Origin of the sequence: Microbacterium sp. W4I4, from assembly GCF_030816235.1 — a bacterium.
In the GTDB taxonomy this organism is placed as follows: domain Bacteria; phylum Actinomycetota; class Actinomycetes; order Actinomycetales; family Microbacteriaceae; genus Microbacterium.
Genome location: NZ_JAUSXT010000001.1, coordinates 2,104,724 through 2,120,067 on the forward strand (window position 1 = coordinate 2,104,724; position 15,344 = coordinate 2,120,067).

14 protein-coding genes are annotated in these 15,344 nt (G+C 69.1%); 3 read left to right on the plus strand and 11 right to left on the minus strand.

From position 1 onward, the window contains the following. Positions 1-2: 2 nt before the first annotated feature. The 4 genes from QF046_RS09880 to QF046_RS09895 all read right to left on the minus strand — a co-directional run bounded on the left by QF046_RS09880 (position 3) and on the right by QF046_RS09895 (position 4,494). A complete protein-coding gene (locus QF046_RS09880; protein WP_307369228.1) occupies positions 3-1,088 on the minus strand; it encodes an ABC transporter permease in 1,086 nt (361 codons plus the stop codon). Next, positions 1,085-1,918, minus strand: coding sequence for an ABC transporter ATP-binding protein (locus QF046_RS09885; protein WP_307369230.1), 834 nt, complete (start codon positions 1,916-1,918; stop codon positions 1,085-1,087). The genes QF046_RS09880 and QF046_RS09885 overlap by 4 nt, the downstream gene beginning before the upstream one ends. Further along, entirely contained in the window at positions 1,915-2,739 is an 825-nt protein-coding gene (locus tag QF046_RS09890) for an ABC transporter ATP-binding protein (protein ID WP_307369232.1), read from the minus strand. The genes QF046_RS09885 and QF046_RS09890 overlap by 4 nt, the downstream gene beginning before the upstream one ends. An 87-nt stretch (positions 2,740-2,826) precedes the next feature. Continuing rightward, complete coding sequence (locus QF046_RS09895) at positions 2,827-4,494, minus strand: ABC transporter substrate-binding protein (RefSeq protein ID WP_307369235.1); 1,668 nt, start codon at positions 4,492-4,494, stop codon at positions 2,827-2,829. A gap of 163 nt (positions 4,495-4,657) precedes the next feature. Between QF046_RS09895 and QF046_RS09900 the strand changes: the two genes are divergently transcribed. After that, complete coding sequence (locus QF046_RS09900; protein WP_307369237.1) at positions 4,658-5,293, plus strand: TetR/AcrR family transcriptional regulator; 636 nt, start codon at positions 4,658-4,660, stop codon at positions 5,291-5,293. An 11-nt stretch (positions 5,294-5,304) separates the two neighbouring features. On the opposite strand, the gene QF046_RS09905 is transcribed toward QF046_RS09900, so the two are convergent. Continuing rightward, positions 5,305-6,495: an MFS transporter gene (locus tag QF046_RS09905; RefSeq protein WP_307369239.1), complete on the minus strand. Its 1,191-nt coding sequence runs from the start codon at positions 6,493-6,495 to the stop codon at positions 5,305-5,307. A gap of 103 nt (positions 6,496-6,598) precedes the next feature. Continuing rightward, a complete protein-coding gene (locus tag QF046_RS09910) occupies positions 6,599-6,802 on the minus strand; it encodes a cold-shock protein (RefSeq protein WP_307369241.1) in 204 nt (67 codons plus the stop codon). A gap of 256 nt (positions 6,803-7,058) precedes the next feature. On the opposite strand from QF046_RS09910, the gene QF046_RS09915 reads away from it, so the two are divergent. After that, entirely contained in the window at positions 7,059-8,327 is a 1,269-nt protein-coding gene (locus QF046_RS09915; RefSeq protein WP_307369243.1) for an amidohydrolase, read from the plus strand. A 10-nt stretch (positions 8,328-8,337) separates the two neighbouring features. Here QF046_RS09915 and QF046_RS09920 read toward each other — a convergent pair whose 3' ends face one another. The 5 genes from QF046_RS09920 to QF046_RS09940 all read right to left on the minus strand — a co-directional run bounded on the left by QF046_RS09920 (position 8,338) and on the right by QF046_RS09940 (position 14,404). After that, entirely contained in the window at positions 8,338-9,006 is a 669-nt protein-coding gene (locus QF046_RS09920; protein ID WP_307369244.1) for a GTP pyrophosphokinase family protein, read from the minus strand. Between the two features lie 88 nt (positions 9,007-9,094). Beyond that, positions 9,095-10,219 (minus strand): hypothetical protein, encoded by a 1,125-nt coding sequence (locus QF046_RS09925; RefSeq protein WP_307369245.1) that lies wholly within the window; start codon positions 10,217-10,219, stop codon positions 9,095-9,097. 103 nt (positions 10,220-10,322) lie between these two features. Continuing rightward, complete coding sequence (locus QF046_RS09930) at positions 10,323-12,350, minus strand: iron ABC transporter permease (RefSeq protein ID WP_307369247.1); 2,028 nt, start codon at positions 12,348-12,350, stop codon at positions 10,323-10,325. A 98-nt stretch (positions 12,351-12,448) separates the two neighbouring features. After that, positions 12,449-13,483 (minus strand): iron-siderophore ABC transporter substrate-binding protein, encoded by a 1,035-nt coding sequence (locus QF046_RS09935; protein WP_307369249.1) that lies wholly within the window; start codon positions 13,481-13,483, stop codon positions 12,449-12,451. A 57-nt stretch (positions 13,484-13,540) separates the two neighbouring features. Further along, positions 13,541-14,404, minus strand: coding sequence for an ABC transporter ATP-binding protein (locus tag QF046_RS09940; RefSeq protein ID WP_307369251.1), 864 nt, complete (start codon positions 14,402-14,404; stop codon positions 13,541-13,543). A 29-nt stretch (positions 14,405-14,433) separates the two neighbouring features. Between QF046_RS09940 and QF046_RS09945 the strand changes: the two genes are divergently transcribed. Then, on the plus strand, positions 14,434-15,330 hold the full coding sequence (locus tag QF046_RS09945) for a siderophore-interacting protein (RefSeq protein ID WP_307369253.1): 897 nt from the start codon (positions 14,434-14,436) through the stop codon (positions 15,328-15,330). Positions 15,331-15,344 lie beyond the last annotated feature (14 nt).

Below are 15,344 nucleotides of genomic sequence, written 5' to 3' on the forward strand. Positions count from 1 at the left end.
GCTCAGGCCTCCGTCTGGCGGGTGCGCGGGTCGAGGAAGGCGTAGGCGAGGTCGGCGAGCAGGTTCGCGACCAGCACCGACAGGGTGATCACGAGGAACACGCCCTGCATGAGCGCGTAGTCCTTGGCGTTCGTGGCGTCCAGCAGCAGCTTTCCGACGCCGGGGTAGCTGAAGACCATCTCCATCACGATCGTGCCGCCGACGATGAAGCCGATCGACAGCGCGAAGCTCTGGATCTGCGGCAGCACCGCATTGCGGGCGGCGTAGCCCCACAGCACGCGCCTGTTCGGCATCCCCTTGGCCTGCGCGACCATGATGTAGTCCTCGTCGAGCACCGTGAGCATCATGTTGCGCATGCCCAGCATCCATCCACCGAGCGAGGCGATCACGATCGTGATCACCGGCAGCGCGCCATGGTGGATGACCTGGCCGACGAACTCGAGCGTCCATTCCGGCCGCACGCCCACCCCGTACGCCTTGCCGATCGGGAACCAGCGGAGGTTCACCGAGAAGGCCGCGATCGCCAGCAGGCCCAGCCAGAAGTAGGGGATGGTGCTGAGGAACGTGGTGATGGGCACGAGTGCGTCCAGGCGGCTGCCTCGACGCCAGCCGACGACTGCGCCGCCGATGGTGCCGATCGCGAACGAGACGATCGTCGCGAAGCCGACCAGGCCGATCGTCCACGGCAGGGCCTGGCTGATCACCTCGGTGACGGGGCGCATGCCGTGCAGCAGCGAGATGCCCAGATCACCGCGCAGCATCAGACCCCAATAGTCGAGGTACTGCTGGATCAGCGTCTTGTCGGTGTCGAGGCCGAGCAGGGCGCGCAGCGCATCGGCCGCCTCCGGGGAGACGTTGCGGTTGCGGGCGAGGTACTGGCTGACCGCGTCGCCCTTCATCATCCGGGGCAGGAAGAAGTTGATCGTGATCGCCGCCCACAGGGTGAACAGGTAGAACAGGGCGCGGTTGGCGAGGAAGCGCCACGGCACGCGCGATCGGCCGTGGGCGACGGTCGCGGTGGTGCCGACCTCGAGGGCATCGGCCCGGGGGTGCTCGATGTCGGCGAGCTGGGGTTCGACGGCGGTCATCGCGCACCTCCTGCGGTGGACGCACCCTTCGACGCGTCGCTTCGCTCCTTGCTCAGGAACCAATTCTCCGGGTCGGGGGATGCCGCACGCAGCTCCTGCGTGTACGCGTTCTGCGGGTTCAGGATGACGTCGTCGGCTGGGCCCTGCTCGACGATGCGGCCCTGGTTGAGCACGATGATCTCGTCGCTGAAGTGCCGGGCCGTGGCCAGGTCATGGGTGATGTAGAGCACGCCGAGGCCCTCCTCGCGCTGCAGGTCGGCGAGCAGGTTCAGCACGCCGAGGCGGATCGAGACGTCGAGCATCGAGACCGGCTCGTCGGCGACGAGGAGTCGAGGCCTGGATGCCAGTGCGCGGGCGATCGCGACGCGCTGGCGCTGGCCACCGGAGAGCTCGTGGGGGCGGCGGTCGATGACGGCATCCGGGATCAGCTGGACCCGCTCCAGCAGCCGGCGCACCTCGCGCTCGGTGTCCTTCTTCGGCACGACGTCGTCCAGGCGCAGCGGACGCTCGATGTGGTACCGGATCGAGTGGTACGGATTCAGCGACGCGAACGGATCCTGGAAAACCATCCGCAGCTGCTGGCGGTAGCTGCGCAGTCCCCGGCCGCGGCGCGGGATCGGAGTGCCGTCGAGCCGGATCTCGCCGCTGGTGGGCGTCTCGAGCTGGGTGAGGATCTTCGCGATCGTCGACTTGCCGCTGCCGGACTGGCCGACCAGTCCGATGGTGCGGCCGGATTCGAGGGTGAACGAGACATCGTCCAGGGCCTTCATCCGGCCAGCGCCGCGGACGTTGTAGATCTTGCTGACGTGGTCGAATTCGAGGATGCTCATCGGACCACCACTCCTCTCTCGCCGGTGAGGCGGGGGAAGGACTCCAGGAGCCTGCGGGTGTACTCGTGCTGCGGGTCGTTCCAGATGCGCTCGGCGCTCTGCATCTCGACGATCTCGCCCTCGCGCATGATGGCGATGCGGTCGCTGATCTCCAGCAGCAGCGGCAGGTCGTGGGTGATGAAGATCACCGAGAAGCCGAACTCGTGACGCAGCTGGGAGATCTGACGCAGGATCTCGCGCTGCACGAGCACGTCCAGTGCGGTCGTCGGCTCGTCCATGACCATCAGCTGGGGGCGCAGGGCCAGCGCCATCGCGATCATGACGCGCTGGCGCATGCCGCCGGAGAGCTCGTGCGGGAAGGAGCGGATGCGGTCGCGCCCGACCTTCACGATCTCCAGCAGCTCCTCGACCTCGGCGCGGCGCTGCCGACGGGTCATCTCGGGCCGGTGCACCTCGAAGACGTCGGCGAGCTGCGAACCGATCGTGGCCACTGGGTTGAGGGCGTTCATGGCGCCTTGGAACACCATCGAGATCTTGTCCCACCTGAAGCGTCGCATGTGCTCGGCGTCCAGCTCGTTGACGTCGATCCTCTCGCCGGACGCGTCATGGAACACGACGCTGCCTCCGGTGATGACCGCGGGCGCCTTGAGCAGACGCTGCACGCCGTACGCGAGCGTCGTCTTGCCGCATCCGCTCTCGCCGGCAAGGCCGAGGATCTCGCCGCGCTGCAGTTCGAGGGTGACGTCCTTGACGGCCGCCACCGGCGGATCGACGTCGTACACGACCGAGAAGTCGCGCACGGAGAGCAGGGGTTCGGGCATGGGTTTCGCTTTCAGGCCGGGACGGATGCCGAGGGCAGGGGGCGGGGGCGCTCCACGCGCGGGGGCGCGCAGAGCACCACCCTGTCATCAGCTCGCCGGCTTCAGCTTCGCGAGGATCTGCACGATGCCGGGCTGCGTCGGATCACCCGACGCGTACTGGTCATCATCCGACGGCCAGCCCACGTAGTTGCGGGTGTTGAACTCACCCAGCAGCGGGTGCGCGCCCAGCGGGATGGCGGGGACGTTCTCGACGAACGCCTTCTGCATCACGGCGACCGCGGCCTGGCGATCCTCGTCCGATGATGCGTTGGCGTAGGTGTCCAGAGCCTCGGTCACGGCCGGGTCGTCGAAGCGGCCGAAGTTGAACTGCGCCTTGTCATCGACGATCCACTTCGGGTCCATCGTCGAGGTGTACAGGCCGTACGCGTTGCCGGTGTCCTCGAGCCAGTGGATGATCGCCTGGAACGTGCCCTCCTGGCGAGCGGCATCCCAGCCGCCCCAGTCGGGCTGGTCGACCTTGACCTCGATGCCGAGCGCTTCGTTCAGCTCCTCGGCGATCAGCGCCTGCTCGGTGTTCCAGTCGCTCCAGCCGGCGGGAACCGAGATGGAGAACGAGACGGCCTCTCCGTCGGGGTCGACGAGCTTCTTGTCCTTCCACGTGTAGCCGGCCTCGGTGAGGATCTGCTTGGCCTTGTCGACGTCGACCTCGTAGTTCGCGTCCTTGTACTCCGGGACGATCTCATCCGAGAGCAGGTCGCCGAGTCCGGTCACGTTCCAGACTTCGTCGCTCGCACCCTCGCGGGCGATGTCGACGTAGGCGGCGCGGTCGATGGTCCACGCCAGCGCTTCACGCAGCGCCACGTTGTTGAAGGGCTTGGTCTGCAGGTTCATGAACAGCGTGCCGGCGCCCGCGGTCGGTGACACGAGGAACTGATTGTGCTCATCCGCGGCGAGGTAGCTGTCCTTGATCTGCGGGATGAACGCCTGCGCCCAGTCGGCCTCGCCGGAGACGAGAGCGGTGGTGAGGGCGGCGTTGTCGCCGTACGAGACGTAGTGCAGCTCGGGCACGGTCGGCTCGCCGCCCCAGTAGTCCTTGTTGGCGGTCAGCGTGACGGACTCGGTCGACCAGTTGTCGAGCACGTAGGGGCCGGTGCCGACGGCGAGGCCCTCACCGGTGAGCGGGTCGGTGTTCGGGTCGGCGATCTTCTCCCAGATGTGCTTCGGGACGATCGGGGTGTGCAGCACGCGCGACTGGGCGGTGTACTTCGAGTCGCCGAACTTCAGGGTGATCTTGTCTCCGTCGACGGTCGCGCCCTGGTACTTCAGACCGGAGGTGTCGCTGAGCTTGCCGCTCAGGAACTGATCGAAGGTGAAGACGATGTCGTCGCCGGTGAAGTCCTCGCCGTCGCTCCACTCCACGCCGCTGCGCGGCACCACGGTGAGTTCGGTGTAGTCGTCGTTCCATTCCACGGACTCGGCCAGCCACGGGGTGGTGCCGAGGTCGCCGGTCGGGTTGACGAGCGCGAGAGGCTCGAAGATGACCTTGGCATAGCCGTACTTCGATGCCGAGGAGTCACCCAGATACGGGTTGTGCGACTCGGTCGTGATGGCGCCGTCGGGCTTGGCGATCGTGAGGGCGGCGCCGGGCGTTCCGGTGTCGCCCTTGTCGCTGGACGCGGGCGCGCATCCGGCGAGGGCGCCGACACCGAGGGCGGCGATCGCGGTGAACGCGAGTACTGATCTGCTGAGCTTCATTGCTTCTCCTAGGGCACTGGTCTTCGTGTCGGGGGGTGAGCGGCTTCGCTCGGGCGTGACATTCACTTACTGGCAAGAAAGTGAATTGTGAGAAGATTACCTACTGGTCAGTAAGCTTGCAACCGGAAGTCACCAGACCGTTACACTCGCCGAAGGAGGAATCGTGGCCAACGACACCCCGCGCACCCGCGCCGCGCAGCACAAGCGCATCGAGATCCTGAAGGCCGCGGTCGAGATCTTCGGCAGCAAGGGGTCGACCAACGGAACCCTCGCCGATGTCGCTGAGCAGGTGGGACTCACGCACGCCGGGGTCCTGCATCATTTCGGCTCCAAGCAGAGACTGCTGCTCGAGGTGCTCGCCTATCGGGACCAGGCGGATGTCGCCGAACTCGCCGAGCAGCACATCCCCGGGGGACTCGACCTGTTCCTGCACCTGGTCCGCACGGCGTACGCGAACGCGCGCCGCCCTGGCATCGTGCAGGCCTACACCGTGCTTTCGTCCGAGTCGGTCACCGACGGGCATCCGGGCAGGGAGTATTTCGAGGATCGCTACACGATCCTGCGCGGGGACGTGTCCGAGGCGTTCGGGCTGCTGTGCGCCTCGGAAGGCGTCACGGATGCGGATGCCGTCGCGGCGGCATCCGCATCGATCCTCGCCGTCATGGACGGGCTGCAGCTGCAGTGGCTGCTGCACCCGGAGGTCATCGACCTCGGCGCGACCAGCGAGTTCGCCATCCGCGCGATCGTCAATGGAGTGCTGAGACCGGGCCCGGCCCTGGAGTCCTACCGGCGACCCTGAGCGCAGGCGGTTCAGGCGGCGAGGGCGCGCGGCGCGACGCGGGACAGCGTGAGGTGCAGGAGCATCGTCGCGGCGAGGACCAGCGCGGACACCGGCACCAGGCCGTCGGCGGGGAGTCCGGATGCGAGCAGCGCACCGCCCAGCATCCCACCCAGCGCCGAGCCGAGCTGCATGCCGCTGCCGTTCAGGGCGAGCACGAGCGACATGGATTCGGGGGCGAGGTCTCCCAGGCGGGACTGCAACGCCACGCCCGAGCCGCCGTTGAAGAACGCACAGCAGAAGAACCACACGAAGGCGGCGACGGCGCCGCCGACCCCGGGCAGCAGCAGCCCTCCGGTGCCGAGCAGTGCGACGCCGATGAGGATGCCGATGATCAGCGTGATGACGTGGACCGGGTCGAACCGGTCGGTGGCACGACCGGAGAGGATGTTGCCGATCAGGCTGACGACGCCGTAGCCGAACATGGCCGCGATGATCGGAGCACCCTCGCCGATCCGGGGCCCGAAGATCAGGGTGGCGTAGGTGAAGCACAGGTAGCTCGCGCACATGATCCCCGTCGCGACCAGGATCGACCCGATCAGCGCGGGGCGTCGAAGCGGGCGCAGGGTCTCGCGCAGCGAGAGCGCGGGCAGATGCAGTCGCGGCACGTTGATCAGGATGCCGACCAGCGCCACCGCCCCGACGGCACTGACCAGATACAGCGGCAGTCGCCAGTCGTCCAGTCCGATGATGAGACCGACGGGCACGCCGAGCGCGGTGGCGGCGAGGAAGCCGCCGAGCACGAACGACAGTGCGCGTCCGCGCCGTTCGGGGGCGGTCTTGGCGAGCACGTAGGCGCTGACCACGGCGCTGAGCAGGGCGCCGCCGATCGCGGAGACGATGCGTCCGGCCATCGCCTGCGCGTAGGTCGGCGCGACGGCGACCAGCAGATTCCCGACGATGAAGACGGCGAGCGATGCCGCGATCACACCCTTGCGCTCCCAGCCTCCGGTCAGCGCACTGAGGACGGGACCGGCGACGGCAGCGGTCAGCGCGAAGATCGCGACGAGCTGCCCCGCTGCGGCGTCGGAGACGTCGAGATCGAGCGCGATCTGCGGCAGCAGACCCGCCAGCACGTAGCCGTCGATGCCCATCGAGAACGTCGCCGTCGCGAGCCACAGCAGCGCGCCGAAACCGGCCGGGCGCGTCTCATCCTTCTGCACTGATCAATCAAACCAGAGCGGAGCGCCTCGGCTTCACCGGCATCCGCCCGCAGACGCAGAACCGGCCCGGACTGTGCAGTCCGGGCCGGTTCAAGTCGCTGTATCAGAGCGGGCGGATGTCCATCGCCTGCATGCCCTTGGGGCCGCGCTCGGCTTCGAATTCCACCTTCTGGTTCTCGGTGAGCTCCTTGAAGCCCGAGCCCGAGATCGCCGAGAAGTGGGCGAAGAGGTCGGCAGAGCCGTCATCGGGAGCGATGAAGCCGAAGCCCTTCTCCGAGTTGAACCATTTCACAGTGCCAGTGGCCATGTGTTTCTTCTTCCTTTTGTGTTGGCCGTCGAGACGGCCGTAAGCGCCGCACCGGAACGTCCGGTGGGCACGATTCCCGTGAGACGGGTACGTATGGGGCGATCGCAGGCGCCGGATCCGGCGAGCGAAGCGCGTGGGGCGATGGTGACTGTCGCCCCGGGGTGAGAGAGATTCACCGGGCCTCCGGAGTGGAGGACATGCCAGCGTATCACGTCTACCTGCGAGAGCGACTTTCGCAGGGACTAGGCTCACCCCCATGAGCATCGATCTCGAAGCGCTGTACGTCGATCTGCACAGCAATCCCGAGCTTTCGTTCCAGGAGACCCGCACCGCCGGCATCGCCGCCGCGCATCTGCGGGAGCTGGGCCTCGACGTGCAGGAGGGCATCGGCAGGACCGGCGTGGTGGGCGTGCTGACCAATGACCCTTCACTTCGACTCGCTGACGCTCGCTCAGTACAGGCGACGGGCTCAGGGCCCCGGGGGCCCGTGGTGTGGGTGCGCGCCGACATGGATGCCCTGCCGGTCACCGAGGAGACCGGACTCCCCTACGCGTCCACCGCCGTCGGCGTCGACCCCGATGGCGAGACGGTCGGCATCATGCACGCCTGCGGGCACGACATGCACGTGACCGCGATGATCGGGGCGGTCGAGCGGCTGGTCGCCGAGCGCGATCAGTGGTCGGGCACCCTCGTGGTGATCATCCAGCCCGCCGAGGAGTACGGCGAGGGCGCGCGCGCCATGCTCGACGACGGCGCCCTGAACCGATTCCCCCGACCCGATGTCGTGCTCGGTCAGCACGTCGGCCCGCTGCCCGCCGGCGTGATCGGCGTGCGCCCCGGACCGCAGATGTCCGCATCCGACGGGCTGAAGGTCGTGCTGCACGGCCGTGGCGGCCATGGCTCGCGCCCGGAGTCCACGATCGACCCGATCGTGATGGCCGCGTCGACGATCATGCGCCTGCAGACCGTCGTCTCCCGCGAGGTCGCCGCCGGCGATCCCGTCGTCGTGACGGTGGGATCGGTCCACTCCGGCACGAAGAACAACATCATCCCGGCGGATGCCACGCTGCAGCTCAGCCTGCGCTATCCCGACGATCAGCAGCGCGAGAAGGTGCTCGAGAAGGTGCATCGGGTGATCCGGGCCGAGTCCGCCGCATCCGGGGCCGAGCACGAGCCCGACATCACGACGCTGCACACCCTGCCCGCGACGATCAACGATGCGGATGCCACCGCCCGGGCGGTGGCCGCCTTCCACGCCGCCTTCGGCGAGCAGGCCGTGATCGACCCGGGACTGATCACCGGCAGCGAGGACGTCTCCTGGTTCGCGCGGGATGCGGGCGTGCCCCTGGTGTTCTGGTTCTGGGGCGGCGTCGATCCGCAGCAGTTCGCCGCGGCGACCGCGAAGGGCACCCTCGACAGCGACATCCCCACCAACCACTCGCCGTTCTTCGCACCCGTCATCCACCCGACCATCGAGGTCGGGGTGACCGCGATGGTGGCCGCCGCCCGGGAGTTCCTGGCCTGACGCGGGCGCCTCAGGCCTCGATCACCCGGTGGTTGATCTCGAGGGCCTCGCGGTGCAGTCGCTCCATGCGCTTGTCGAGCTCCTGGGCGGCATCCGAGGCATCCGTCAGGCTCTGCACGAGGTGCGCAGGAACGCGTCCGTCGAACTTGTAGTGGATCTTGTGCTCGAGGCTGGCCCAGAAATCCATCGCGATCGTGCGGAACTGCACCTCGACGGGCACCGCGACCGGCCCCGTGGACAGGAAAACCGGCACCTCGACGATGGCGTGCAGGCTGCGGTAGCCGTTCGGCTTGGGGTTGGCGATGTAGTCCTTCACGATGCGGACGGTCACGTCGTCCTGCGTGGTGAACAGGTTGAACAGGCGGTAGACGTCGCTCTCGAAGCTGCAGGTGATGCGCACGCCGGCGATGTCGGTGATCTCGGCACGGATGCTGTCGAAGTCGGCGTCCACGCCGCGGCGGGCCACCTTCTCCACGATGCTGTCCGGCGTCTTCAGCCGGCTCTTGACGTGCTCGATGGGGTTGTACGCGTGCATGTGGGTGAACTCGTCGCGCAGGATCGAGATCTTGGTCTCGACCTCGCGCATCCCGAACTCGTACTCGCGCAGGAACCGCTGAAACGCATCGCGCAGCTGCCTCGCCTCGGCGATCGCGGCATCATCGACGGGGACCGTTGTCATGCTCCCGACGTTACGCGCGGGTGATCGGAATCGGCTGGGCATCCGCGTGATTCCGCCGCTGTTACGCGACGCGCGAACGCCTGCCGATTCAGGCCTGCGAGGGCTGCGGGGCGTCGGATGCCGGAGGCACCGGCGGCGCGACCGGCGCATCGGCCACCGGCGGCGCGACCGGCGCATCGGCCACCGGAGGCGCGACAGGAGCATCAGGCACCGGAGGCGCGACAGGAGCGTCGGCCGCAGGCGGCGGAACGGGCGCACCGGCCACAGGCGGCGCGACGGGCGCTCCATCCACGGCACCGTCGTACTGCGGAACCGGCTGGTACCCCTCGCCCTGTGCGGCCACGCCGTGCGTGGCGGGATCGGCGGGGTCGTACGCCACGGCCGAGCCCTGCGCTCGCACCTTCGACGCCGCGATGAAGTACTGCACGACGCTGACCACCGTCAGGATTGCACCCGCGGCCAGCGGATACCAGAAGATGCGGAAGGAGTACTCTCCGTTGGCGTCGGGCTGGGCGAAGGCCACCTGGAAGAAGGTGATCGCGGCGCCGACCACGAAGAGCCCCGCCCACAGCACGACCATCCAGCGCATCTTCTTCAGCGACGACTGGGTGATGTTGCCCTTCTTGTCGGTCTTGGGCTGCAGCAGACCCTCCTGCTTGCGGGTGAGCAGCGCGAAGATCAGCGCGAGCACGAGCAGCACGACGGCGACGATCAGCACGATCAGCCAGCCGATGTAAGTGGGGTCGCCTGCGGTCTTGAGGTAGCCGTTGAACTCGTCGACGGTCGTGGAGTACGCCTCCAGCGCCGCGTTCAGGTCGTTCTCGCCCTGGGCCAGGGCATTCTCGTCCTGGGCCACGATGGCGGCGGAGATGGCATCGGAGCCGGATGCCATCTTGCCGGCGTGCCCGGCGAACTTCGTGGCGTAATCGGCCACGGCGGCGTCGGCCCGGTCGGCGATCCCGGAGAAGTCGGACTTCGCCGTGTTCGCGGCCGAAGTGAAGGCGTCCGCGGCGGCAGCTACCTCTTCGAGCGAGGTGGACTGATCGGAGTAGACCGTGCCGAAGGCGTCCACCGCGATGCTGAGGGCCTCATCGACCGCGATCAGATCGTCTGAGGTGTCGGCCCAGGCCGGGGCCGCGGCTCCCACGAGAAGCATCACTCCCGTGACGATGGCCACCAGGGCCAGGCGCGCGCGCTTCGCGATAACAGTCATTCGGAGTTCCCCCTCAGCCCGCTCCGCGGGTCGTTCATGTCGCGGCTGTCACCGCTCGAACAGTCTATGGGAACCCTGGGAGGATGCTGAAGCCGCGCAGCCGTCAGGCGTCGCGCGAGCGCCAGAGCAGCCAGACGAAGTACGGCGCGCCGATCAGCGCGACCACCAGGCCCGCCGGCAGCTGAGCGGGGGCGAGCACAGTGCGGCCGATGGCATCCGCCACCCCGACGAGCACGGCCCCGAGCAGCACGGCGACCGGGATCACGCGCGTGTGACGGGCGCCGACCAGCGCCCGTGCGGCGTGCGGGGCGACGAGCCCGACGAACCCGACCACGCCCACCGCCGAGACGCTGAGGGCCGCGAGCAGTGCCGCCGCCGCGAGCAGGGCGAGGCGGGTGCGCTCCAGGCGGATGCCGACCAGACGGGGCGTGTCCTCATCCATCGCCAGGATGTCGAGGTCGCGACGCTGCATGAGCACGAACGGCAGGGCGATGACCAGCACGACCGCCAGCGGGACGACCTGCTCCCAGATGCGCCCGTAGGTCGTGCCCGAGAGCCAGGTGTAGATCTTCGGAGTGTCCCAGGGGTTCGCGCGCAGCAGCACGAACGTGGTCAGCGCGGTCGTGCCGTACCAGACGCCGATGCCGATCAGCACGAGCCGGTCGGCGCTGAGCCCGCCGCGCCACGCCAACGCGTAGACGAGACCGAAGGCCAGCAGTGCGCCGACGATCGCGGCGACGAGCATCCCGAAGGTGGATGCCGCGGCGCTGGTCACCACGAGCACCGCACCGAGTCCCGCGCCGCCGGTGATGCCAAGGAGTCCGGGCTCGGCGAGCGGGTTGCGGCTGACCGCCTGGGTGATGGTTCCGGCGAGGCCGAGCGCGGCGCCGGCGAGCACGGCCGCGACCACGCGCGGCGCGCGCTCGTCGAGGGCGAAGGAGACCAGCGGGGGCGCCTGATGCTGGAGCCAGAGCAGGATGTCACCGGTCAGCAGCGGGGTGGCGCCCACCAGCATCCCGATCAGGATCACGGCGGCGAGCACTGCGATGCCGACGATCACGACGATGCGGAAGCGGCGAGCGCTGCGCACGCCGAAGCGGATGCTGGGCGGCCGGCGGGTCGGTCCGGCATCCCGCAGTCGGCGGGCCATCACGATCAGCACCAGGGCGCCGAGCAAGGTGGTGGCCACGCCGGTCGGCACGGCGATGGCGCCCTCGGCGCCGATGATCGCGCGCAGCACGGCATCCGCTCCGATGACCACTATCGCGCCGATCAGGCCGGTCGCCGGGATCAGGAGCGCGTGCCGGCCGAGAGCCGGGACAAGGCGCGACAGCAGCCGGGCGAGCACCGGCGCGCAGAGGCCGACGAAGCCGATCGGTCCCGCGAGGGTCACCGCCGCGGCGGTGAGCAGCACCGACAGCAGGATGCCGATGATGCGCGTGGAGCGGATCGGCACACCCAGTGAGGAGGCCGTGTCGTCACCGAGGGCCAGCACGTCCAGCCGGCGGGTGAGCGCGAAGGCGAGCGCGATGCCCACCACGATGACGGGCGCGGCGCGCAGGAACGAGTCGATGCTCAGCTGCGAGAGACTGCCGCTGCCCCACGCGAACAGACCCTTGGTCTCCTCGTCGAAGAGCACCAGCAGCGTGGAGGTGCCGGCCTGCAGCGCGAGCGCGAGCGCGGAGCCGGCGAGCACGAGCCGGGTGGTGGAGGATGCCGCGCCGCCGGCGAGACCGAGGACCAGACCCGCGGCGAACAGCCCGCCGCCGACAGCGACCACCCCGGATGCCCAGAACGGGATGCTGATCCCGAACGCGGTCACCGCGGTGATCGCGAAGTACGCCCCGGCGGTGACGCCGAGCGTGTCGGGCGAGGCCAGCGGGTTGCGCGCGAGCGACTGCATGAGCAGACCCGCGACGCCCAGGGCCAGCCCGACGGCGACACCGGCGGCGAGCCGCGGCAGACGCGAGCCGAACAGGATGTCCGGGTTCGCGAACACGGCACCGCTGGTGCCCTGCGTCAGATGCCAGGCGGATGCCAGGACGAGCACGACCAACAGCCCGACGAGCGTCCACACGGCGACCGCCGTGCCCCCGCGACGGTCGGTCGTGGACACTACGGGGGTCGACACGCCGGATGCAGACCGAATCACGGCATCCGGTTCGACATCTGGCGTGTCGGCCCCCGATCCGTATGCGGAATCGGGGGTCGAGCCGGGCGCGCGATCGCTCACTTCGTGATGACGTCCACGTACGCGTCGACGATCTGCTCGGCCGAGCGCGGTCCGCCGAAGGTCCAGATGCCACCCGGGAACGCGTGGATGCGGTTCTCCTCGACGGCGGGGATGGATGCCCAGGCCGGGTTCTTCTTCGCGGCGTCGATGAAGCTCTCCGAGTCGGGGTCGGCGGTGCCGGTGTGCAGCAGCATCGCGTCGCCGATCGTGGTCATGCCCTCGATGTCGGTCTGCCCGAGGCCGTAGGCCGCGTCGACCTCGCCGGTCCAGGCGTTCTTCAGCCCGAGCTCCTCGCCCAGCTCGCCGATCAGCGACCCCTGGCCGAACGGGCGCAGCGAGACGTTGCCGCCGTCCACCCAGCCGTCGAAGAACACGAAGGGCGCATTCTCGAGCGAGGCGCCGGTGACGGCCTTCTTGCCCTCGGCGAGCTTCGCCTCGAACTCGTCCTTGACGACATCGGCGCGCTCGCTGCGGCCGGTGGCCTGGGCGATCAGGTCGAAGGTGTCGAGCATCTGCGTGATCGGGTCCTTCGCATCGGCGCCGATCGTCGCGAGCACGGGCACGCCGTACTTCTCCAGCTGGGCGATGATCGCATCGTCACGCGTGTACGCCTCGACGATCACCAGGTCGGGCTCGGTCGCGAACAGCGCGTCGAGGTTCGGCTCCTGCCGCGTGCCGACGTCCTTGACGTCCTTCGGCAGCTCCTCCGCGGTGTCCCAGGTGCGGTAGCCGTCGGCATCCGCGACTGCCACCGGCGTCAGGCACAGCGAGAGGACGTCCTCGACCTGCTGCCACTCCAGCACGGCCACCTTCGTGGCGGGCTCGTCCAGCTTCACGGTGCGACCGAACGCGTCGGTCAGCTCCACCGGACCGGTCGAGGTGGTCGTGCTGTCGTCGGCGCAGCCGGCTCCGCTCGCCGTGGACGTCTTCGCGTCGGTGGTCTTGTCGGGCGCGGCCTGGGTGGTTCCGCAGGCGGTGAGCGCGAGGGTCAGTGCGCCGAGAGTCGCGAGGGCGGCGAGGGACTTCTTCATCGGTGGGGCTCCGGGGTTCGGGGTCAGGAGATCAGGAGGGATGTCAGGCGGACGATGTCAGGCGGAGAGGGCGGCGAGCGCGCGACCGGCGCGGTCGTGGTGGCGTCCGCGCGGCGCGACGTGGACACGGCCGGTGCGGCCGTCGATGCTCGCCTCGATCGGCAGACCGTACACGTCGGTGAGGTTCTCGCTCGTGAGCACGGCGGCAGGTGTTCCGGCGGCGTGCACGCGGCCCCGGTTCATGAGCACGACCTCGTCGGCGATGGAGGCGGCGTGCCCCAGGTCGTGCAGCACCACGCCGACGGCGGTGCCGCGATCGGCGAGATCGCAGATCAGGTCGAGCGTCTCGATCTGGTAGCGGAGGTCGAGGTGGTTGGTGGGCTCGTCGAGTAGCAGGATGCCGGTGCCCTGAGCGAGTGCGGTGGCCAGCCACACGCGCTGCAGCTCACCGCCGGAGAGCTCGTCCACGGCACGGTGCGCCATGGCATCCAGCCCCGTCAGCTCCAGCGCATGCGCGATGGCCTGCCGATCGGCATCCGTCATCCCCGCGAACCTGCCGCGGTGCGGGTGACGACCGTAGGCGACGACGTCGTGCACTTCGAGGCCGGAGGGGTGCGGGCGCGACTGCGAGAGCATCGCGACCGTGCGTGCGAACTCCTTCGCTGTCAGCGCCGCCGCGTCGCGGGCGCCGCCGGCCCCATCGATGCGCACAGTGCCGGAGTCGACTTTGTGCAGCCGTGCCAGCGCGCGCAGCGCCGTGGACTTGCCGCTGCCGTTCGGTCCGATCAGCGCGGTGACCACACCAGGGCGCAGGTGCAGCGACATCTCGTGCACGACTCGGGTGCGTCCGTAACTGAGCGCGAGCGCCTCGCCGTGCAGTTCGTCGGCGTGCCCTTCGGGAATATCCGTGATGGTTCTCACGTTAGGAGAGCCTAACCTATGCTGGAGTGGTGAGCCACCACCCGTACCGGACCTTCCGCACCACCGTCGCGCGCATCGACCGCCTCTCGCCGAGCTTCACGCGCATCACTCTGGCGGGTGACGACCTGACGCACTTCGGCACCGATGGCCTCGACCAGCGCATCAAGCTGATCGTCCCGCTCGCCGACGGCACGGTCACCGACGTCGGACAGTTCGACGAGAGCCAGAGCATGACGCAGTGGTACCGGCGCTGGCGGGAGCTGCCCGACGAGCAGCGCAACCCGATCCGCACCTACACGATCCGCTCGCCGCGACCGGTCGACCGCGAGATCGACATCGACTTCGCGCTGCACGGCACCGACGGTCCGGCGTCCGCCTGGGCCACGGACGCGCAGGTCGGCGACCCGCTGTTCGTGGTGGGCCCTGACTCCCGCTCCGAGGAGCCGGCCGGCGGCATCGAGTGGAAGCCGGGCGCCGCGACATCCGTGCTCATCGCGGGAGACGAGACGGCCGCGCCGGCGATCTGCTCGATCGTCGAGTCGCTGCCCGCGGACATCACCGGCGAGGTGTGCATCGAAGTGCCGACCGAGGCGGATGCCCTGCCCCTGGCCGCACCGGAAGGCGTGCGGGTGAGATGGCTCGCCCGCAGCGGCGCCGCGCACGGCGTGCGGCTCAGCGCCGCCGTGCACGACTGGGGACGCCAGCGCAGCGCGGCATCCGCTGCGGTCGATCTCGCGGAGCCGGGGGACGACGAAGTGCTCTGGGAGGTTCCGGATGCCGTCGCCGGCGGCGAGTACGCGTGGCTTGCCGGCGAGGCCGGAACCATCACAGCGCTGCGCCGTCACCTGGTGCGCGACCTCGGCATCGACCGCCGCTCGATCGCCTTCATGGGCTACTGGCGACAGGGCCGCGCCGAGGGCGCCTGACCCCTGCCCACCCT